Here is a 20,384-nt window from a genome sequence, read left to right on the forward strand (position 1 = left end):
CTGACATGGCAGAATTTGGTGTCATAGGGTTGGGGCGTTTTGGTGCCCGAACTTCAAAAGAACTGCTCGATCTCGGACATCGTGTCATAGGCGTTGATTCAGACGAAAAAGCCGTTGAAGCAATGGCAGATGTGTTAACGCATTCTGCCATTGCCGATGTGACTGATGAAAAAGCATTGGAAGAACTCGACTTAACTAACTGCGAGGTAGTTCTGGTTGCTATTGGGGAAGATCTGCAAGCCAGTTTATTGTGTGTTCTACACCTTAAAACTATTGGTGTGAAAGAAATTTGGGCCAAAGCGACCTCTAAATCCCACCATCAAATTTTATCGAAACTGGGTGTAAAGCGTATTATTCACCCGGAAGAAGAAATGGGAATAAGGGTAGCGCAGTCGCTGAATTATCCTATGGTGAACGAGTATATGTCGTTGGGTCATAACTGGTTCTGTGTGGAAATTAGTATTGGTGAGTATTTAAAAGGAAAAACTCTCGACGACATTATGCCGGACGACAGTGAGTTTTTTCATGTATTGTTAATAAAGCGTCGCGATGAGGTGACTGTGACTCCCTCTTTATCAATGACGCTTGAGGGTAACGAAACCTTGGTGATGGCCGGCAGTTTGAAAGCATTAAAATCTGTTGCTCCTAAACTAAAAGAACCTTCATGAAACAGTGGGCTCCTTCAATAGCCTGGTTGTATCGTCGTCCCGGGCGTAAAAGGCGTAGAGCTTTTAAAGCCAGCCCTCCGGTTATTCTTTCCGGTGGCTTTGCCTGTCTGATTTTATTAGGTACTTTGTTACTAAAGTTACCCTTCTCAACTGAGCAACCAATAACCTGGCTGGAAAGCTTATTTACGGCGACCTCTGCCGTTACCGTGACTGGGCTGGTCGTTGTCGATACGGGGGCTACTTATACACCGTTTGGAATGAGCGTTTTGGCTCTGTTAATTCAGGCGGGCGGGTTAGGCTTCATGACATTTGCGGTATTGGCTGCTATTTCGATAGGCGGCCATGTCGGGATTCAGCATCAGGTACTGGCAAAAGAGGCTATGCAGCAAACCAGTCTTGCCAGCATTGGGCGTACGGCAAAAGCGGTGGTATCGTTGGCACTGATTGTTGAGGCTATAGCGGTGGTTGGTCTGACAATAACCTGGTGGCAGGAAAAAGGTTTCGTCGATGCCTTTGCTGAAAGTATATTTTACGCCATATCCGCTTTTAACAGCGCAGGCTTTGTGCTGTCGCCCAACGGAATTGTGGATTACGCCGACAGCATTCCGGTTAATCTTATTATCAGTATTTTATTTGTCATTGGCGGCTTGGGCTTTTCGGTTATTACCAACATATACGAAAAGCGCCGTTGGTATAAGTTCTCGGTTTATACCCGCGCTATTTTGTGGGCGACATTAATTATTAATGTTTTATCCGTTGCTATTATCTGGCTGCTGGAAATGAATAACCCGGCCACCTTTGCCAATTTAAGCTTTGGTGACCAGGCGATGGCAGCCTGGTTTCAGGCTACTACGCCTCGCTCCGCAGGTTTTAATACGGTTGATACCGGGGCAATGACAGAAGCCAGCGCAGTTTATACTATGTTGCTGATGCTAATTGGCGGCGGCTCAATGAGTACGGCCGGAGGCATCAAGCTGGGGACTTTTATTGTCTTACTGGTCGCCACTTATGCTTTTCTCCGCCGTCGAGAGTATGTCACTTTGTTGAACCGCACGGTACCTCAGGAGCTGGTTATGAAAGCTCTTGCGGTCACTTTGGTTACCCTTACTTTGATGTTCCTCGGAATCTTTATCCTAATGATTTTGAATCCGCTGCCGTTTATAGATATAACCTTTGAAGTTTTGTCGGCTTCGGCGACGGTCGGGTTATCGCGGGGAATTACTGCAGAAGTGACCGGGGCAAGTCAGTTAGTTCTGGTGTTTTTAATGTTCGCGGGGCGGGTTGGGCCATTAACGTTGGCCTATTTTTTGGCGACACCAAGAAAACGGCATATACGCTTTCCGGAAACCGATATTCAAGTGGGATAATCTGCTGACAAACGAATGAGCCTATAAGAACAATAACAAGAGAAACTCTCAAGATGCTGAAGAAATTAAAGTTCACGCAAAAGGTTATTATTGTTGCGTCGTTGATACTGGTGCTTGTGCTGGGTGTCTTCACGCTGACCAACTTTTTGCAGATGTCGAATCAAACCCGCAGTAATTTACAGCATCAAATGCAGGCGTTGTCTGACTCAGTATCAAACAATATTTCGCAGTGGTTTGATGATCGCATGAGCATTGTTCAGGCAACCGCCGATGCTTACCGTGTTGATGATTCCACAGACCGTGCTTTAGAGCGGGTTCAACAGTCCAAAGCCGCCGGTAAGTTCAAAAATGTGTATTACGGTTTGCTCGACGGTACTTTTCTGCTCGATGATCCCAGCATCGACCTGCCGGACGATTACGATGCCCGCAGCCGTCCCTGGTACCAGCTGGCGGTTGATGAGGGGCAGCCAACCTATACTGCGCCTTATATTGACGTTACCACCAATGAGTTGACCATTACTGCGGTGGTACCCATGCGTCGCGATGGCCGGCTGGTGGGAGTTGCCGGTGGCGATATGATGCTGGATGAGATTTCTAACATTGTTAACGACATCGATTTTATGGGTCTGGGTTATGCCTTCTTAGTTAGCGGTGATCGAAATATTCTGGCACACCCCAACAAAGACTGGATTGAAAAATCTGTGAACGATTACGCTGGTCAGTCAGTTGCTTTTAGCTCTGAATTTTCCGAATACCGTATTGATGGAGCAGACCGCCTCGTGTCATTCCATAAAATAAAGGGTATTCAGGGAGTTGAATGGTATTTGGGAGTCGTCATTGACCGTGAGAAGGCGTATAGCAACGTTTCATCCTTTGCCTGGACAGCCATAATCTATCTGGTAATCGGTATTGTCGCGGTTGTCGTTTCTTTGACCTGGTTACTGCGCTTATTACTCAAGCCTTTGCGTCGCTTAAATGAGGCGGTAACCGATATGGCCCGCGGCGAGGGCGATTTAACGCAGCGGCTGCCGGTTGAATCCGACGATGAATTTGGCCTTGTTTCACGCCGTATGAACGAGTTTATTGAGAAAATCCAGCAAGCCTTGCTGGAAGTGAATGCGGCCGCACAACAAGTGGAAGGCAACATTCGCAGCATGGTTAAAGCGAGTGACGATTCAATGGACATCGGCAGCGAACAGGCCGGAAAAGCCAGTTCTGTTGCAACGGCGGTGAATGAACTGGGCGCGAGTGCTCATGAAATTGCCGAGAATGCCGCAAAAGCCTCCGAACAGGCAAGCTCAGGTACCGAAAAAGCGTCATCTGCCAGAGACTCTTTGCAACATAATCGCCAGCAGATTCAGCACTTGTCGGAACGTATGGATGCCTCCAGCCAGGCAATTCATACCCTGGATGAAGACACCCAGAACATTGGCAAGATCATTGAAGTTATTAAAGGCATAACTGAGCAAACCAACTTGCTGGCTCTGAATGCGGCTATAGAAGCTGCACGCGCAGGGGAAGCTGGTCGTGGTTTTGCGGTAGTTGCGGATGAAGTGCGTAGCCTGGCTCAGCGGACTTCGTCGTCGGCAGGCGAAATTGAGACAATGATAGAGCGGGTCAGAGCCGGAACACGCAGTGTTGTTCAGGTTATTCAGGAAAGTCAGGAAATAAGCAGTGCCTGTGTGTTAAGCGCGGAAGAGTCAGCTGAGCACATGTCTGAAATTAACGCCATTATTGTTACCATCGACGATGTGAATCATTCAGTGGCGTCGGCAACCGAACAACAGACTTCAGTGATCCAAACGCTCGATCGTGACATTATGGATATAAGCAGTATGAACGATCAGAGCGTAGACAATCTAAATAATACTAAGCGAGCTTGCCGTGAGCTGAATACGGCATTTGAACGCTTGGAACAATTGGTAACACAGTTTAAACTGAATTGATCGAAATCAACTATTGGAGCAAACCTATGAACAAAGCATGGATGATTGGCGCCATAGCACTACTTGGTGGACCTGTTCTGGCAACAACAGCTCAGGCAGTAGAACGTACAGAATCATCAGAGCAAGCCCAGGCTTATATTATTTCTCCGCAAAACGGGGAAGTGGTTGGTAAAACCTTTAAAGTGAAGTTTGGCTTAAGCGGTATGGGCGTAGCGCCGGCCGGTGTCGATGTGAAGAATACCGGACATCACCATTTGCTGGTTGATAAAGACGAACTACCAGCCATGGACAAGCCTATGGGCGGTGATGTGACTCATTTTGGTGGTGGCCAGACGGAAACTACCGTGACTTTAGAGCCGGGTGAACATACGCTACAAATTATCTTAGGCGATAAGAACCACGTACCGCATAACCCGGCCGTGGTTTCAGAAAAAATCACTATTACAGTGAAATAAGACTAATCCAGCTCGAGTTCGAGTTGTAATTGCTCGTTGGGGTCAGGCAATGTTGCACTGATCCCCAACAGCCTTACCCCTTTCCCTTTTCCACGCTGCCAGGCTTCATCTAATAACTGATAAAACAGGCTGGGTGAAATAAACTGAGCACTACGTGAGACCGTTGTTTGTGTGAAGTCCGAGAATTTCAGCTTTAGTGTCTGGCTACGAATGGGCTGCTCGCGCCAGTGAGTAATTTTCATTCGTTGACGCAGTTTCGGTAATAAATTGTCCTGAACATAAGCCTGAGCTGTCGATTCCAGTCGCATATCCGTTGCCAGGGTTTGTTCAACCCCGACACTTTTGCGAATGCGCTCTGTAACAACTTCGCGGCGATCCCGCCCATGGCAGCGCTCAAATAGTACATACCCGGCTTTATCACCAAGAATGGCCTGTAATTGCTGCAGCTCTATATTCTGGATGTCTTTTCCTGTGGTGAGTCCATAGTTAGTGAGCACTTGCTGACTTTTAGGTCCAACACCGGGGATTTGTTTGAGGTTTAATGCCGCAATGTAGTCCATAACTTCCGCCGGACGAACCACAAACTGACCATCGGGTTTGCGCTCTTCGCTGGCAATTTTGGCTACCATTTTCTGGTTTGAAATGCCGGCAGAGCCGGTTATCCCCAGCGTCTTAATTTGTTCTCGAACAAAGTCCATGGCCAAAGTTGCGCTGCCTTTAAAGCCTTCCAAATGAGTTAAGTCCAGATAAAACTCGTCAATAGAAGCAGGTTCAATGCGAGGCGTTAATTCACGCAAAATATCCAGCACTTTGTCGGACAGTTCTCGGTAGTAGTTGCCGTCGGGTCTTATAAAGGTTAATTGCGGGCACAAACGGCGGGCATGACTACCCGGCATCGCGCTTTTAACGCCAAACTGACGAGCCAGATAATTTGCCGTTGCAACGACCCCTCGTTCACCACCGCCACCGACAGCAAAAGGGCGTGTTTTCAGGCTTGGATCGCGTAATTCTTCAGCCGAAGCAAAGAACGCATCCAAATCCAGCAAAGCTATTTTGCGAGCAATTTCAGCCAAGTGTTTATCCTTTGCACATTTGTGGTTATAATCGCATCCACTAACTGGGCGTGCAAGAACACCAGCCATTTGTAGGAGAAACCAGTGAAAGCTATGAATTCATTTTTCGTTAAGAGCGTTTTAGGCACTATTTCAATGCTGTTTGCGCTGAGTATTAGTGCGGCATCAGTGCAGGATGATATGTCACGTGAAGCGATTGCAGAGCGTATTAAGCCTTTGGGAAAACATTATGTGGCTGGTGAAAGCAGTGCTGCTGAAGAAAGCAGTGGACCGCGTTCAGGCCAGCAAGTTTATGATAAGTACTGCACAGCCTGCCATACCAGTGGTGTTATGGGAGCTCCAAAAAGAAACAACGCTGCCGACTGGCAACCACGTTTAGACCAGGGCATGGAAACGGTATTGAAGCACGCAGTTGAAGGTTTTAATGCCATGCCGCCTAAAGGAACCTGTAGCGACTGCTCAGAAGAAGAAATTCAAGCTGCAATAAATTACATGACTGAAGAAATTTAGTTTTATTTGCATCTTCAGTAACAAAAGGCCACCACCCGGTGGTCTTTTTTGTGTCAATCGACGTTAATTCGCTCTCTTAACTTCCTTCGCTAATTAATTTTTAACCAGATCTTTTCTATTTTTTGACACAGGTCTATACTGTACGACTGTTACTAAACGCAACAAGTGTTAACAAAATGTATTTCGCGGCAAGGAGTGTCAGTGTCTAAGGGTGAACCTGAATGACAGACCGTACGCATAGCGAGGAACAGCTTCAGAATATAAAAACTGAAAATGAACGCTTGCACAAAGTCATCGCCCGACTAAAGGGGTTGACCCAAAAGTATCGGTCTGCTGAAGTCGTACAAAAAGCGCTGTTCCGAATATCGGAACTGGCGGCTTCTGCGCGCGAAATGGACAACTTTTATCAGTCTCTGCACGAAATTATCGGCGAGCTGATGTACGCCCGTAATTTTTATATTTGCCTTTACGAACCTCAGGAAGAGCTGGTCGATTTTGTTTATTTTGTCGATGAAATTGATCAGGACACCTTATTTGAACGCATTCCTATAGAGCAATTGAAGAAAGGCTTAACGGGTTATGTTTTGCGAAAAGGCCAGTCTTTGCTTTGCCCGCCGGAAGTGTACCAACGCTTAATTGATAACGCCGAAATAGAAGGCTTAGGGGCAGAACATCAGGACTGGTTAGGTGTTCCGTTAAAACGTGGTGACGTGACCATAGGTGTTATGGTGGTGCAGAGCTACAGCGCTGACGTTCGTTATGACGCCTCAGATGAAGATTTGCTTACCTTTGTATCGCAACACGTGGTGAATGCCTTAGAGCGTTTAAAGCAGCGCGACTTAATGCAAAGCGAAATAGAGCACCAGACAGCTGAACTACGCCATGCGAATGAAAGCTTAATGAGCGAAATTACCATTCGTGAAAGGGCTGAGCAGCAAACCTCGGTGCTCTTTGCTATTTCCGAACTGACCAATACCTCTGACGATATGAACGCCTTTTATCGTCAGTTGCACAGGCAAATTGGCAAATTGATTCATGCCGACAACTTCTTTGTCGCGCTTTTATCAGACGATAAAAAGTTTATACATTTTCCCTACCATGTGGATGAAACAGGCGCTAAAGCTGAATGCCGACGAGCCGGCAAAGGTTTAACCGAATACGTTATTAAAATGCGTGAACCGGCCTTTATCGACGCTCCTGTACGTCAAAAACTGCTGAAGAAAAACGAGATTGAGCTGGGCTACGGTGGCATGAAACTGGCTAAGCAATGGCTAGGTAGCCCCTTAATGATGAACGGGCAGGTGTTTGGGGTTATTGCGGTCCAGACCTACGACGGTGACTTCTTATACCATAGTGATGATTTAGAACTACTGAATTTTGTTTCGCAACACGTTGCCGTGGCCATTGACAGAAAACGCTCAGCGGAAGAAATTCAGCGAGTAAACCAGTTCCTTGAAAAGAAAGTGGCGGAGCGTACCGAAGAGCTGGTGTCCGAAATAGAACGACGGAAAAAGACCGAATCCAGCTTATTCCACGCAGCGCACCACGATAACCTGACCGGCTTACCTAACCGCATATTGTTCAATGAACGTTTGCAGCAGGCCGTGGCGCATAAACGACGGCACCCTGAGCACCATTTTGCGGTGCTATTTGTTGACCTGGACCGCTTTAAAAATATAAACGACACGCTTGGACATTCTGCTGGCGATGAGTTCTTGCTGGAAGTCAGCAAGCGTATTGGTGACTGCGTACGTGACAACGATATGGTGGCGCGCTTAGGTGGCGATGAATTCGTTATTCTGCTGGATACCATTACCAGTATTGATGATGCCAAAGACGTTGCCAAGCGTATGATCCAGCAAATGAGTGAGCCTTTTCACCTGAACGGACAAGAGCATTACTCCGGCGCCAGTATCGGTATTGCCGAGTGTCTGGAAGAGACCGATTCGGCTGAACGGCTGTTACGCGACGCAGATGCCGCCATGTATCAGGCTAAAGGTATGGGGCGTGGACGCTATGTATTATTTGATGACAGCATGCATGAAAATTTGGTGGACAGTGTTCGTAAAGAAACGGCACTGCGCCATGCGAAAGTTGAGAAAGATTTCGCTGTCAGTTTTCAGCCAATAGTGAATTTAACAACAGGCGAGGTCAAAGCCGTAGAAGCTAAATTGGTGTGGGAAGACCCGCGCTACAGCTTTAAAAGTGAAGAGTTGTTACCTCTGGCCGAGCGCACCGGCCTTATTGTGAAGCTTGACCGCTTTGCTTTACGGGCAGCCAGCCAGTGGCTTGTTGAAAATAGTGTCAGTGCTGAAACTATGCTGCACCTGAATTTATCTGTGCGGCATTTATTGAAAACCAGTCACTTGAATGAGCTGGTGAATATCGTGACTGAAAGCGGTGTTAAACCAGAGAACATCGCACTGGAATTTGATGAAACTGATCTGGTCAGAGACGGCCGCCGGGTACTGGCCAGTTTAAGGCGGCTTTCCGAATTTGGCTTTAAGCTGGTTATAGACAACTTTGGCAGTGGCTCCGGGCCGCTTCAGTTCTTGTATAACTTTCCGTTTACCATACTTAAGCTGGACCACCATTATATTGCTCGTTTGAGCAGCAATAACAGGGCGCAGGCCATGTTAAAGCACATTGTGACCTTGTGTCATGAGCTCGATATTGCTGTTTATGCCGATGGACTGGAAACCGAAACGCAAAAAAATGATGTGGAAAAGCAAGGTGTTATGATGGGGCAGGGCAGCTTCATTGACGAAAACTATGAAGGCACTGTAGCCAAAGACGACGACACCTCTTTCGTATCCGCTTAGTTTGGCACTACTTTTTCAGTGCGTTTTTCAACATTTCCAAACCCTGACTTCGTTGCTCTTCACGTTCCTCGTCGGACTTTTGCTTGCGGTGTTCCCATTCTAAATCGTCCTGCGGTAACTCCAGCAAAAAGCGGCTGGGTTGTGGCTCCGTTTTTTCGCCAAACTGACGGCGCTCTTTAGCCATAGTAAAGACTAACTTATGTTGGGCGCGGGTAATGCCGACGTAAGCCAGGCGGCGTTCCTCTTCAATGTTATTTTCATCAATACTGCTTTGGTGAGGAAGCAGGCCTTCTTCCATACCCACTAAAAACACTTGTGGAAACTCCAGACCTTTGGAAGCATGCAAGGTCATTAGCTGCACCTGTTCAAACTGCTCGTCGTCTTCGTTACGGGACATCATATCGCGCAGTGACAAGCGGCTGACCACCTGATTCAATTCCATGGGTTCATGTTCGGCGTCGCCTTTTAGCATGTCCGATACCCAGCGGTGCAGTTCGTACACGTTTTTAATCCGCATTTCGGCGGCTTTCGCGCTGGGGCTTTGCTCAAACAACCAGTCTTCGTAGCCAATTTCGCTTAGCAGTTGTTTTACTGCGTCACTGGCGTCTTCCTGATGATCGGCTCGGCGGGCCAGGGTATCTATCATGTTGCGGAACACGTCCACATGCTGAAACACACCGGTGCTAAGCTGCGTTTTTAAATGGGGCGACTGACAGGCTTCAAATAAGCTGCAACCTAACTCCTGCGACAAGCGGCCAATACGCTCAACGGTCTGCGGGCCAATGCCGCGCCGCGGGGTATTAATAATGCGCAGAAAGGCGGTGTCGTCGGTAGGGTTCACCAGCAACCGCAGATACGCCATAATGTCTTTGACTTCCGCGCGGGCAAAGAACGACTGACCACCGGTAATTTTATAAGGGATGCGGTTGTTCATCAGCGCTTTTTCAAACAAGCGCGACTGGTGATTACCCCGGTATAAAATAGCAAAGTGATGATACGGCGTTTTGCGAAGGAACCGTTGTTTTACAATTTCGGCAACCACACGCTCTGCTTCATGCTCTTCGTTACGACCAAAAATAACGCTTATCGGCTCGCCGTACTGCATTTCTGAGAACAGCTTTTTCTCAAATACGTGTGGGTTGTTCTCAATGAGAATATTGGCGGCTTTCAGAATACGCCCGTGCGACCTGTAATTTTGCTCCAGCTTAACCACGTCCAGCTGTGGGAAGTCCTGCTTCAACAAGGCCAGGTTTTTAGGCTGCGCACCACGCCATGAATAAATGGACTGATCGTCGTCGCCCACCACGGTAAAGCGAGCGCGTTCGCCCACCAGTAACTTGACCAGTTGGTACTGGCTGGTGTTGGTGTCCTGATATTCGTCCACCAATAAATACTGAAACTTTTTCTGCCAGCGTGCGCGGGCGTTTTCGTTGGTCGCCAGTAACTGCGTCGGCAGGCGGATCAAGTCATCAAAGTCCACGGCATTACAGGCACTCAGGTTGTTTTGGTATTGCTGATAGACCTGCGCGAAGGCCTTTTCCTGATCGTTCGACGCCTTTTGTAGAGCCAGCTCCGGCGACAGCATGGCGTTTTTCCAGTGGCCTATCTGGTGCTGACAGGCTTGAATCAGCGCTTTGTCGCCCTCAAATACCTCTTCAGTCAGGGCGTTAAGCAGGGCGTAGGTGTCCTGGTCGTCAAATAATGAAAAGCCGGGCTTAAACCCCAGAGTGCTGAGTTCCCGACGAATAATATTCAAGCCCAAAGTATGAAAAGTGCACACGGTTAAACCGCGCAGCTGCGCTTTCGGTAAGGTTTGCGCAATACGCTCTTTCATCTCTTTGGCGGCTTTATTGGTAAAAGTTACTGCACCAATTTGCCGGGCGGTGTAAATTTGCTGGCGGATCAGGTAAGCAATTTTCTCCGTTATTACCCGGGTTTTGCCACTACCAGCGCCGGCAAGCACCAATAAAGGGCCCTGGATGTAATGTACAGCCTGGTTCTGGCGATCGTTCAGCATGGGCGCCGCGGAGTTCCTGATTCGTGAAAAAGCTGATAAGAAGCTCGGATTTTACCTGAATCTCCTGCTAAGCTAAACGCATAAGCAACGATTTACACAAAGAGAGACTTATGGACAACAAAACAATAGAGAATATTGCTCGCCAAATTAACGACAGCATGCCTGCCGGCGTGAAAGAACTGGCCGGAAACATGGAACAGCGGGTTAAGCAAACACTGCAATCACAGCTGTCAAAACTCGACTTAGTCACCCGCGAAGAACTGGACGTGCAGCAGCAAATGTTACTGCGTTTGCGCGAGCGCGTTGAACTGTTAGAAAAAGAGCTGGAAGCGACCAAGAACCAGAACAAGGACTAAGTCAGCCGTATGATCCAATGGATTAGTGGAAAAGTTGTCGAGAATTACCGTTGGAGTTCTGGCGTTTTCAGTTTAAGAGTTGTGGCTGAGCCGTTTGATTTTAAGGCTGGACAGTTTGTGCGTTTGGGTTTGAATATTGGTGGTGAACAGTTGTTGCGCGCCTATTCACTAGCCAGCGCTCCGGACGAAGCCATACTGGACTTTGTGATTGCTGAAGTGGAAGATGGCGAGGTCAGTACCAAGTTAGCTCAGTTACAGCCGGGTGACAGCGTGTACATAACTCAGCCCGCAGGTGGCTTTTTCACGCTGGATGAAGTGCCGGACGGCGACAGCTTGTGGATGCTTTCTACCGGAACCGGCATTGGTCCGTTCATTTCTATGCTAAGAACCGAAAAGCCGTGGGAACGATTTAAACGGATTAATCTGGTGCACGGTGTACGCGTGGCAGAAGACCTGGTTTATCAGGGGCAAATAGAGCAGTGGCAACAAGAATACCCCGGGCAGTTAGGCTATCAACCGGTGATTACCCGTGAAAACATTCCCGGAGCTCTCTCTGCGCGCATTCCTGAACTGATCAACTCAGGACAGTTAAGCAACGCACTTGAAACGCCGTTAGACACTAGCGCGCAAGTCATGCTTTGTGGTAACCCCGACATGATAAAAGAGTCACGCGCTGCGCTTGCGGAATTAGGGCTTGCCAAAAACACCCGCCGTAAGCCTGGTAATGTGACCTCTGAAAATTACTGGTAATTTTACTTTCGAATATTAAAGTTGCCCAATAATTCGCCGATATAAAGGGTTAACACAGGAGGTGTTTATGAAACCTTTAACCATCAGTGATTTCTCGTTCACCATAAAAAAACCATCATCGACAGTGGTAGCCGAGCCCACAGAAAAGCCGAAAGTAAACGAGACTAAGCCTCCGGAGCCTGCGATTGATACCTCAAAGCTTACCGATGAGCAGGCGGAGAAGTTCAAAGGACTGTTGTCGGTTGATCCCGAAAATGCCAAAGACATAACCGTTGAAGAATATATTGCTCTGGCTGAGAGCGTAATGACGTTTAAAGAAGAGACGATAGAAGGTTATTCTCGTGTTGATGATCCATTAAGCCTTTCTGCAGGTGTACTAAAAGTACGTTTACTGTTCCCTGAAAAGGGAGATATATCAGATAGAAAAGTAGCTAATGTGTTTGAAAATAGCCAAGAATGGGCAAATCGACAATATGCGGAACACTCAAGCTATTCAGACGCTGTAAGGATAGCGGATAAGAATTTAGATACGATGACTGAGTTTCTTATGGGGGAGAATATAAGGAATCTTCAGGCTCAGGCTTTAGAATTACTACCTGAAGAAGGAGGCTTTATTATTGACGAACATGCGTGAGTTTTATCAATCAATAGATAAAGAGGCTCTTTCTGAGCCCCTTGAAACGTGACCTGTCAATCTGATTAAGGATGAGTCAGGTTATTGTTTTTTTAAATGATGCTAACGAGTATAGCCGTATTCATATTCAAAGGAACCGGAGCCATCACCACCACCTAGATTTTCTACAGCCCAATAATAAGTCCCCGCCGGCGGATAACCGGTCGTTCCGTAAAGCCCGCTCGACTCTTCACTTCCATCAGAACCATTTATTAAATACACTCGGAAGTCTGCTCCGGCAACGTTAACTTCAGATGGTTAACCCTTTCTCCTTGAGGTTTCACACTAGGCTAGTGATAAAACGACACTGATTAATTCAGATTGAACTGTGTTGTCGCTATTTCTTCCAGCTTGTCATAAGGGATGTAACCAGGCATTACCTGCTGACCAATGATAATAGTCGGTGTGCCGCGAAAGCCTAAATCGCGAAACGCCGACATATTTTTGCGGATAACCGCCTCGCTCTCGCCGGACGGTGACAAAAAGGCCTCGGTACTCGTGACTTGCGCAACACTTTGCAGTGAATCAGCGGTGTGCATGCCCGACTTTTTCATCATTAAGTTGTGAGCTTCAAAGAATGCCTTAGGGTCATTGCGCCAAAGGTTTAGCCCATAAAGAGCTGAGTTGGTTTTGAGCCCATCAACCTGCTGTTGGCGCAATGGCACAAAAATGTTCACAACCTGAATAGACGGGTATTCCTCAATCAGTTTATGAAGGCCAGGCTCTAACTTCTTGCAAAACGGACAGTTGTAGTCGGTAAACACAATGATTTTATGTGGCGCGTCTTGGTCACCTAAAATTGGATGTGCCGCCGACTGATACAGCCATTCCTGATGGTTAGCAAAGGCGTTTTTCTGCTCACTTTGCTGTTCTAAAAAGCGCTGTAAGCCTCGGTGAATGTTTGGAATAAGCTCCGGATTTTCACGTAACAGCTGTTCTACTTTCTCTAAATCTTCTTCTTGTTGTGGGTTTAAATCTTGCGAAAATACGTTGCTGCTAAAGATAAAAGCAACAACGAAAAACGTTTTATAGATAAAATTCATACAACTTTCCTACTTAAAAATGAGTTACTTCAAAAAAACTGGTGAAACCAAAGACGAATAAACAAACCGGGAGGTGTTGTGACTCCGGTTGTCGCCGAAACAATGTCACCGTTTTCAATAATGATGATGGTTGGCGTGGCAGATACCTGCCAGCCATTTGAGACGCGGTTGAGGTTGTCGTTAACAATAGGGAACTCATACCCTTTCGCCTGCGCGTAGCGCGTCAGCTTGTGGTTGTCGCCAGAGCGCAGTGCCACGCTAATGGTCGGGTAGTGGTTGCCAACGTAATCAACCGTAGGCGATACCGCCGGGCAAACAGGGCACCAGGTTGCCCAGAAATACAGCACAACCGGGCTGACCTTACTCATCTCGCGTAAGTTATATTGCTCGCCGTTTATGTCCGTTAGTGACGACAGCTCCGGCGGAACAGACTCCGGCACGTCACTATTACGAAAGGCATCGACTACGAAAGCGACGACCGAGAACAGCACAATATAAAGCGCTGCGGTTCGTAGCCGCTTTGCCCATGACGGCTTCACTTTGCTATTGCTCACGAGCATCCTCCAGCGCGTCCATAACTTTATCTTTACTGAGTACTACGGGCAGGGTTATACCGTCCGGAGCGCCGGGTCCGTAAACTTTGTTAAAGGGCACACCAAAGGTATTGTTTGCCTTTAAGTATTGGGTAATGCTCTCGTTGGCTTTGGTCCAGTCGCCGCGCAGGCGGGTGACGTGCTCCTTACCTAAGGCTGTAAATACCGGGTCTTGCAGTAATACGCCGACTTTATTGGCCTGGCAGGTCACACACCAGTCTGCGGTCACATCCACAAACACGGTTTGGCCATTGGCAACGGCTTCATCAATACGTTGCTGGGTTAGTGGCTGCCATTGGTGGTCCTGCGGTAGTTTGTTGACCCAACGGTCTGCGGTAAGAATTAACGTCGTACCGACAACGGCAGCTAATACCAGAAAGCCACCAATGGATAAAAACAGCGCCTTACGGCCATGCACTTTACCAATAATCACCAATGTCAGAACCGATAAACCGACGGTTAGCGCCAGGAATAACTCGTTGCCGATAAAGTTTTTCAGCAAGGTTGTCAGCCAGACCGTGGTTGCCAGCATCATAATGGCGAAAACGGGTTTCACCCACTGCATCCAGCGACCGGGTTTGGGCAGTAATTTTGCGGTTCTCGGGAACACGGCTATAAGTAACCAGGGTAGCGCCATACCAACCCCAAGCGCGGCAAAAATCAGCAGAATAACCGATGACTCAGCAGCTAATGCAAAGGCCACTGCGGTGCCTAAAAAAGGCGCTGTACAAGGTGTTGCCAAAACGGTGGCCAGCATGCCTTGCAGGAAGTGCCCTTTGTAGCTGTCATCGCCGGCGGTTGCGGCACTGGTACTCAAAGAAGACGGCAATTTAAACTCAAAGGCGCCCATTAAGTTCAGTGCGAACAGCCAGGTAATAGCCACGAGTGCGGCAATAAAGTAAGGGTTCTGAAATTGAATACCCCAGCCGACAGAACCGCCTGACCAGCGAAGCGCCATAAGCCCCAGGGCAATGACCAGAAACGAGCTGATAATACCTAATGACGACGCGAAAAACTGCTTACGCACGACCTTCGGTTCTTGTACTCCTGACAGCATCAGGCTCTGAACTTTCAAACCCAGTACCGGCAACACGCAAGGCATAATGTTCAAAATAAGCCCACCAGCTAATGCCATAAGTAAAATGGCCCACAGCGGCGGTGCGTTATTAGCAATAGTGCCTGCGGTTAGCTGAATCTTATATTCAGCGGCAAACTTTTCATCACTGACTGTCGCTATAAGTTCAGCGCCGTTTAGGTCCGGCAGATCCAGCCAGTGACTAACGTCAACATTCGCCGTGAGCGAATTGCTTTCCACCTGAATATCTGGTGATGAAAACTCTGCGTCGGCCAAAGTCTCGTCGTTGCTGTGTATAAACAGCTGTGGGTTTTGCCAGCCACTGTCACGCTCTATGGTCAATTGAACGCGCTGGTTGGCGTCGGACCAAATAGCCTGCTTCACGTTATTGCTGTCGTATTCGCGAGGCACCTTGCCCGTGGCCTGATTAAAGGCAAACGCGCGATCACTGTCGACGGTCAGGGTGTCCAGATCAACGTGCAAGTCAATTGGGTAGTCCGTTAACACACAAACGGTGGTACAGGACGACATAGTCAGTGTACCGCTAATGTTTGCCTGCCGGGCATCGGGGCTTAGTTGTACCATTAACGGAAAGGTCAACGATCCCTGATACCCAACGGTATCAATACCCTGAATGCTGTAGCGCGAGGGCACCGGCCAGTGCCACTCAATATCGTTAATATTGGCTGATTTAGCCCAGTCAAAGGTTGGCGGTATGCCGCCTTCGCCGGGTGAACGCCAGTAGGTTTTCCAGCCTTCATCCAGCTCAACATGCAGCAGGGCGGGTAGTAGGTTGCGCTCAGCTTCATAGTGGCCGGTCAGTTCTAGCTTCACCGACACCGGTGGATGATCTTCATGACTCAGCCAACCGGTAGACGGCGTTTCTGCTAGGCTTTGCGCGCTGTAAATCAGCAGCGCAGCAATAAGCGATACGAGCCATAACGGTAAAATTTTATTCATACATTACTCCTGAAGTTAGTATTCCAAAGGTAAAAACCTGTTGGAAGCCTTACTCCAGAAAGCAACAAAATACGGCGTGGGGTCGCCTTTTACAGGAAAAGAAAAAGAGGGGAGGCGCTAATTGCTTGTTCACAGTGGCTTTCAGCGCCAAAGTCAGAAGAACAAAGAAAGACAGTGCCGCGTAGGTTATGTCTGACTTGAATTGTTGCAATAAGTGCGTTGTCTTGTCGCAGTCGGCTTCGGCGCCTTCGTGTTTTGCTTCCAGGTCCGCATGGCTTCCTACAAGCTGTTCAGCCGCGGGTGCAGCCTGATGCTTAGGACAGCCTTCCAGCCAACCAAAGTTTTGTCCCCAACACAGCATAAAAACCAGGAATAGCAATGGTGCTATATACCGACCTTTTCGACACTGTTGATTCAGTTGGTGGAACATGGCTTTTGGTGACCCTTGGTTATTCGGTTTACTCTTAATTAAGGCAAGATGATGACAGAAGTGGGTATAAAAGCAAGTGAGAGAAGGAATGATATCGGTCGTTGCTTGAAGTGTTTAGCTTACAGACAGGAATTTCCCCAAGGCTTATAGTTACGCCGTTGTTTAGTCACGGAGAGACAGATGGCGTTAGCGCGAGTTTATACCCGGGCATTGATAGGTATTCATGCGCCGGAAATTCGGGTTGAAGTGGATCTGGCAAGGGGAATGCCAGGCTTTACTATGGTCGGCATGCCGGCAACCACGGTTAAGGAGGCTCGTGATCGGGTCAAAACCGCCTTGATGAACGCGGGATTTGAATACCCGCCAGCCACGCGTATTACAGTGAATTTGGCGCCAGCGGATATCCCCAAAACCGGGGCGCGTTATGATTTGGCCATAGCGGTGGGGATATTGGCGGCTTCGGGACAAATACCGGACAGTATTTTAGAGCAAGCAGAATTCTATGGTGAGCTGGCGTTAACCGGCGAGTTGCGGGCTGTGAATGGTTTAATCCCAGCCTTATTGGCGTGTCGTAATAAAAAGCGGCAGGCGTTTGTGCCTATTGCTAACGAGCAGGAAGCCGGGTTAGTACGTGAACAAAAGAGCTGGTTGTCGGCCGATTTGGTCAGTGTTTATGAACATTTGCACGATCACCAGCCACTGAGGGAATCAAAGCCGATAAATTGGGCAAAGGAATCATCGAACCATGATGGCGACTTAGCCGACGTGGTTGGGCAGGAGCAGGCAAAACGAGCTTTGTTGTTGTCGGCGGCCGGTAAGCACCACTTGTTGTTCGTCGGGCCGCCAGGTACGGGAAAAACCATGCTTGCGCAACGGCTTAATGGCATATTACCTCCACTGACCGAGCAGGAAGCCATGGAAATTGCTGCGGTGAAGTCGGTGTCTTTTGATTACCATCATGCGGAGGCGTTAACACGGCGCGAGCTGCGAAATCCGCACCATACCTGTACAGCCGCTGCGCTTGTGGGAGGTGGAGCGGGTAATTCTGTTCGTCCGGGAGAAATATCCTTAGCAAACAACGGGTTATTGTTTTTAGATGAGATGCCCGAGTTCAGTCGACATGTATTGGACTGCTTACGTGAACCACTCGGAAGCGGTGAAATTACCATTAGTCGTGCAGGATACAACGTCAAATTCCCGGCTAACTTTCAGCTGGTTTGCGCGCTGAACCCTTCGCCCTGCGGTCAATTCGATGGCTCCTTAGCTAACTGCCGTTCTACCCCGGATCAAATCTTAAAATACTTAAGTAAACTCTCAGGACCGCTGTTAGATCGTATTGATATACAGGTGATGGTGCCCCGAGAGAGCGAGTCTATGAGTTTAAAGGGGGCAACTAAGCACAAGACTCAGCCCATGACCTCATTACAAGCAAAAAGCTTAGTCGAGAAAGCTCGGCATCGCCAACTAATGCGACAAGGTTGCTTAAACAGCGAGTTAAAACCAAAAGTGTTAAAGCAGATATGTTTTTTGTCTGAACAAAGCGAAGCTTTTTTGGCAAAAGCGGCCGAGAAAATGAAATTGTCGCATCGGGCCTATCACCGAACACTTCGTTTAGCCCGAACCATTGCCGATTTAGCCGACAGCAAAAAAATAGAACAACAGCATCTGGCAGAGGCATTGAATTATCGTGCGTTGGATCGGCTTATCGAGCAGGTGCAGAGCTTATGATGCTGCCGCATCAGGTTCGGTCCCAATTTATTTATGAGCCTTTTGTATATACAGATGTATTACGCTACAATTCAATGGAGGAGTTGTGCTGGAAATTAGCGATAAAGTTAGGGAAAAACTAAAGAACAAGCATAACGTCTCAGAAAGCATGATCAGAGAGGCTTTTGCAAATAGACAAGGTGGCTTCTTGAAAGATCAAAGAGAGAAGCATGGCACCATTCCACCTACTCAATGGTTTGTATCCGAGACAGATAACGGGGTAAAGCTAAAAGTTTGCTTCATTCATTCTAACGGAGTTATCTATATAAAGACTGCTTATGAAGCTAATTCGTTAGAGCAAAAAATCTATGAAAAGTATGGAAGCTAAAAATATCCCGGCATGAATTGGAGAGTCGTATGAAAAAAGAAGATATCAGAGAAGCGGTTGAGCAAGATGAAAAATGGGATAGTGGTGAATTAGGTCAAGAAGAAGCTTATGTAGAACGTGTGGGATTTGACCAGGCAATTGAAGATGCAATCAATCAGTCTGTGCGACTGCGGCCTATATCTATTCGTATGGAAGAAGAGCTCATCGACGATTTGAAGACCATCGCAGAGCATTATAACTTGGGATACCAACCGCTAATTAGGCAACTCCTGAAGCGATTTGTGGCATCGGAAAAGAAAGTTCTGAAGCAAAGAGCTCAGGTCATGGAAATCAAGGGCCCAGAAGATAAAGAAGCCGAAGAAGGGTAGCCTGACGCTATTGCGTCAGGTGCGATTTGCCTGTCTATGCCAAGAGGTAAAATAACTTTTGGTGGTTAGCTTGACCCCCCACCTGACGTGAACGTCAGGCTACGAAGCCAGCAACCTCAGTGCTCGCGAATAAGCCACTGTTTGAACAATTCGACAAAACGTTCCAGCTGTTCACGGCTGACATCCAGATGGCATACCAACCGCAGCTTTTGGCCGCTGGGCAGTTTAATATCATTCTCAGTCATCAGTTCCCGCAAGCTGTCCGCCGGTAAACTGTCCGATAGCTCGACAAAGGTCATGTTGGTACCGGAATAGCGGACTTTGGCTTCGGTACCTGCCAGCAACTCAGAAAGTTGTTCAAACAACCATTTCGCGTTGTCGTGGTCCTGCTGTATACGCTCAAACTGATGCGTTAACGCGTAATCAATGGCTACGGCAACAAACCCGGCCTGACGCATACCGCCGCCGACCATTTTGCGCCAACGTCGAGCGTGGGCAATTAATTCTTTTGAGCCTGCCAGCAGTGAACCAATAGGCGCACCAAGACCTTTTGAACAACATAGAGACACGCTGTCGAAAGGCGCGGCGAGTTCCGCCATGCTGCGGCCGCTGGCAACAACGGCGTTGGGCAAGCGCGCGCCGTCTAAATGCATCGACAAACCATTTTGATCGGCCAGAATACGGGCTTTATCAAAATAGGCCTGGTCTATTAACTGCCCGCCGTGGGTATTTTCAAAGGCCAGCAAGCGGGTAATGGGAAAGTGCGGGTCGTTGGGTTTTATACGCTTTTCAATAGTTTCAAGCGACAAGGTGCCATCGGCTTCTACTTCTACCGTCTGTGGCACTATGCTGCCTAAAACTGCAGCGCCTCCGGCTTCGTAGCGGTATGTGTGATACTCCTGACCGACAATGTACTCTTCGCCGTTACGACAGTGGCTCATTAACCCCAGCAAGTTACTTTGGGTACCCGAGCTGCACAGCAAAGCATCTTCTTTACCCAGCAACTCTGCCACCCGCTTTTCCAGTGCGTTAATTGACGGGTCTTCACCATAGACATCATCGCCGACGGTAGCCTCGGCGATTGCAGTGCGCATTGCAGCGCTGGGAAGGGTTACGGTATCACTGCGTAAATCCAGCATAACAGCCTCATTTTGGGGTTAGTTATAACAACTATCATCCGGTT

General features: G+C 48.1%; 19 protein-coding genes. 12 read left to right on the top strand and 7 right to left on the bottom strand.

Going from position 1 to position 20,384, the window contains the following annotated elements; genetic code table 11:
- Window positions 1-5: 5 nt before the first annotated feature.
- From IL_RS01010 to IL_RS01025, 4 genes are read left to right on the top strand one after another with little or no spacing between them, the layout of a single operon-like run.
- Window positions 6-668, top strand: a complete 663-nt coding sequence (locus IL_RS01010) for a potassium channel family protein (RefSeq protein ID WP_011233463.1) — start codon at window positions 6-8, stop codon at window positions 666-668.
- A complete protein-coding gene (locus tag IL_RS01015) occupies window positions 665-2,035 on the top strand; it encodes a TrkH family potassium uptake protein (RefSeq protein WP_011233464.1) in 1,371 nt (456 codons plus the stop codon). The genes IL_RS01010 and IL_RS01015 overlap by 4 nt, the downstream gene beginning before the upstream one ends.
- Before the next feature lie 53 nt (window positions 2,036-2,088).
- Complete coding sequence (locus tag IL_RS01020) at window positions 2,089-3,981, top strand: methyl-accepting chemotaxis protein (RefSeq protein ID WP_011233465.1); 1,893 nt, start codon at window positions 2,089-2,091, stop codon at window positions 3,979-3,981.
- A 26-nt stretch (window positions 3,982-4,007) separates the two neighbouring features.
- Window positions 4,008-4,436 (top strand): DUF4399 domain-containing protein, encoded by a 429-nt coding sequence (locus IL_RS01025; RefSeq protein ID WP_011233466.1) that lies wholly within the window; start codon window positions 4,008-4,010, stop codon window positions 4,434-4,436.
- Between the two features lie 2 nt (window positions 4,437-4,438).
- Here IL_RS01025 and dinB read toward each other — a convergent pair whose 3' ends face one another.
- Window positions 4,439-5,509, bottom strand: a complete 1,071-nt coding sequence (gene dinB, locus IL_RS01030; protein ID WP_011233467.1) for a DNA polymerase IV — start codon at window positions 5,507-5,509, stop codon at window positions 4,439-4,441.
- A gap of 84 nt (window positions 5,510-5,593) precedes the next feature.
- Between dinB and IL_RS01035 the strand changes: the two genes are divergently transcribed.
- Both IL_RS01035 and IL_RS01040 read left to right on the top strand, forming a co-directional pair.
- Window positions 5,594-6,019, top strand: coding sequence for a c-type cytochrome (locus IL_RS01035; RefSeq protein WP_011233468.1), 426 nt, complete (start codon window positions 5,594-5,596; stop codon window positions 6,017-6,019).
- A 221-nt stretch (window positions 6,020-6,240) separates the two neighbouring features.
- Window positions 6,241-8,841 carry a sensor domain-containing phosphodiesterase gene (locus IL_RS01040; RefSeq protein ID WP_011233469.1) on the top strand — a complete coding sequence of 867 codons (2,601 nt, stop codon included), beginning with the start codon at window positions 6,241-6,243 and terminating at the stop codon, window positions 8,839-8,841.
- Window positions 8,842-8,848: 7 nt separating this feature from the next.
- Here the strand turns inward: IL_RS01040 and rep are convergent, their stop codons facing one another.
- A complete protein-coding gene (rep, locus tag IL_RS01045) occupies window positions 8,849-10,858 on the bottom strand; it encodes a DNA helicase Rep (RefSeq protein ID WP_011233470.1) in 2,010 nt (669 codons plus the stop codon).
- 110 nt (window positions 10,859-10,968) lie between these two features.
- Between rep and IL_RS01050 the strand changes: the two genes are divergently transcribed.
- From IL_RS01050 to IL_RS01060, 3 genes are all read left to right on the top strand, one after another.
- Window positions 10,969-11,214, top strand: a complete 246-nt coding sequence (locus IL_RS01050; RefSeq protein ID WP_011233471.1) for an accessory factor UbiK family protein — start codon at window positions 10,969-10,971, stop codon at window positions 11,212-11,214.
- Between the two features lie 9 nt (window positions 11,215-11,223).
- Window positions 11,224-11,964: a ferredoxin--NADP reductase gene (locus IL_RS01055; protein WP_011233472.1), complete on the top strand. Its 741-nt coding sequence runs from the start codon at window positions 11,224-11,226 to the stop codon at window positions 11,962-11,964.
- Between the two features lie 67 nt (window positions 11,965-12,031).
- Window positions 12,032-12,598, top strand: a complete 567-nt coding sequence (locus tag IL_RS01060) for a hypothetical protein (protein ID WP_011233473.1) — start codon at window positions 12,032-12,034, stop codon at window positions 12,596-12,598.
- Window positions 12,599-12,948: 350 nt separating this feature from the next.
- On the opposite strand, the gene IL_RS01065 is transcribed toward IL_RS01060, so the two are convergent.
- The 4 genes from IL_RS01065 to IL_RS01080 are packed head-to-tail and all read right to left on the bottom strand — an operon-like array spanning window position 12,949 to window position 16,687.
- Window positions 12,949-13,680 carry a DsbA family protein gene (locus IL_RS01065; protein ID WP_011233474.1) on the bottom strand — a complete coding sequence of 244 codons (732 nt, stop codon included), beginning with the start codon at window positions 13,678-13,680 and terminating at the stop codon, window positions 12,949-12,951.
- A 29-nt stretch (window positions 13,681-13,709) separates the two neighbouring features.
- On the bottom strand, window positions 13,710-14,234 hold the full coding sequence (locus IL_RS01070; RefSeq protein ID WP_011233475.1) for a protein disulfide oxidoreductase: 525 nt from the start codon (window positions 14,232-14,234) through the stop codon (window positions 13,710-13,712).
- Window positions 14,224-16,308 carry a protein-disulfide reductase DsbD family protein gene (locus IL_RS01075; RefSeq protein ID WP_011233476.1) on the bottom strand — a complete coding sequence of 695 codons (2,085 nt, stop codon included), beginning with the start codon at window positions 16,306-16,308 and terminating at the stop codon, window positions 14,224-14,226. The genes IL_RS01070 and IL_RS01075 overlap by 11 nt, the downstream gene beginning before the upstream one ends.
- Before the next feature lie 49 nt (window positions 16,309-16,357).
- Window positions 16,358-16,687, bottom strand: coding sequence for a hypothetical protein (locus IL_RS01080; protein ID WP_237699333.1), 330 nt, complete (start codon window positions 16,685-16,687; stop codon window positions 16,358-16,360).
- A 231-nt stretch (window positions 16,688-16,918) separates the two neighbouring features.
- Here IL_RS01080 and IL_RS01085 point away from each other — a divergent pair, with 231 nt between their 5' ends.
- The 3 genes from IL_RS01085 to IL_RS01095 all read left to right on the top strand — a co-directional run bounded on the left by IL_RS01085 (window position 16,919) and on the right by IL_RS01095 (window position 19,201).
- Window positions 16,919-18,466, top strand: a complete 1,548-nt coding sequence (locus tag IL_RS01085) for a YifB family Mg chelatase-like AAA ATPase (protein ID WP_011233478.1) — start codon at window positions 16,919-16,921, stop codon at window positions 18,464-18,466.
- Between the two features lie 85 nt (window positions 18,467-18,551).
- The gene (locus tag IL_RS01090) at window positions 18,552-18,833 is read left to right on the top strand and encodes a hypothetical protein (RefSeq protein ID WP_016341255.1); all 282 of its coding nucleotides are present in this window, start codon (window positions 18,552-18,554) and stop codon (window positions 18,831-18,833) included.
- 29 nt (window positions 18,834-18,862) lie between these two features.
- Complete coding sequence (locus IL_RS01095; protein WP_011233479.1) at window positions 18,863-19,201, top strand: hypothetical protein; 339 nt, start codon at window positions 18,863-18,865, stop codon at window positions 19,199-19,201.
- Window positions 19,202-19,317: 116 nt separating this feature from the next.
- Here IL_RS01095 and ltaE read toward each other — a convergent pair whose 3' ends face one another.
- The gene (gene ltaE / locus IL_RS01100; RefSeq protein ID WP_011233480.1) at window positions 19,318-20,340 is read right to left on the bottom strand and encodes a low-specificity L-threonine aldolase; all 1,023 of its coding nucleotides are present in this window, start codon (window positions 20,338-20,340) and stop codon (window positions 19,318-19,320) included.
- Between the last annotated feature and the right edge of the window lie 44 nt (window positions 20,341-20,384).

Origin of the sequence: Idiomarina loihiensis L2TR, from assembly GCF_000008465.1 — a bacterium.
GTDB lineage: Bacteria > Pseudomonadota > Gammaproteobacteria > Enterobacterales > Alteromonadaceae > Idiomarina > Idiomarina loihiensis.

Excerpts from the sequence above, each read along its gene's own strand:
- IL_RS01095 (WP_011233479.1), top strand. The coding sequence starts at position 18,863 with ATGAAAAAAGAAGATATCAGAGAAGCGGTTGAGCAAGATGAAAAATGG.
- IL_RS01015 (WP_011233464.1), top strand. The coding sequence starts at position 665 with ATGAAACAGTGGGCTCCTTCAATAGCCTGGTTGTATCGTCGTCCCGGG.
- IL_RS01075 (WP_011233476.1), bottom strand. The coding sequence starts at position 16,308 with ATGAATAAAATTTTACCGTTATGGCTCGTATCGCTTATTGCTGCGCTG.
- ltaE (WP_011233480.1), bottom strand. The coding sequence starts at position 20,340 with ATGCTGGATTTACGCAGTGATACCGTAACCCTTCCCAGCGCTGCAATG.
- IL_RS01040 (WP_011233469.1), top strand. The coding sequence starts at position 6,241 with ATGACAGACCGTACGCATAGCGAGGAACAGCTTCAGAATATAAAAACT.
- IL_RS01060 (WP_011233473.1), top strand. The coding sequence starts at position 12,032 with ATGAAACCTTTAACCATCAGTGATTTCTCGTTCACCATAAAAAAACCA.
- IL_RS01065 (WP_011233474.1), bottom strand. The coding sequence starts at position 13,680 with ATGAATTTTATCTATAAAACGTTTTTCGTTGTTGCTTTTATCTTTAGC.
- IL_RS01020 (WP_011233465.1), top strand. The coding sequence starts at position 2,089 with ATGCTGAAGAAATTAAAGTTCACGCAAAAGGTTATTATTGTTGCGTCG.
- IL_RS01085 (WP_011233478.1), top strand. The coding sequence starts at position 16,919 with ATGGCGTTAGCGCGAGTTTATACCCGGGCATTGATAGGTATTCATGCG.
- IL_RS01025 (WP_011233466.1), top strand. The coding sequence starts at position 4,008 with ATGAACAAAGCATGGATGATTGGCGCCATAGCACTACTTGGTGGACCT.
- rep (WP_011233470.1), bottom strand. The coding sequence starts at position 10,858 with ATGCTGAACGATCGCCAGAACCAGGCTGTACATTACATCCAGGGCCCT.
- IL_RS01010 (WP_011233463.1), top strand. The coding sequence starts at position 6 with ATGGCAGAATTTGGTGTCATAGGGTTGGGGCGTTTTGGTGCCCGAACT.
- IL_RS01055 (WP_011233472.1), top strand. The coding sequence starts at position 11,224 with ATGATCCAATGGATTAGTGGAAAAGTTGTCGAGAATTACCGTTGGAGT.
- IL_RS01050 (WP_011233471.1), top strand. The coding sequence starts at position 10,969 with ATGGACAACAAAACAATAGAGAATATTGCTCGCCAAATTAACGACAGC.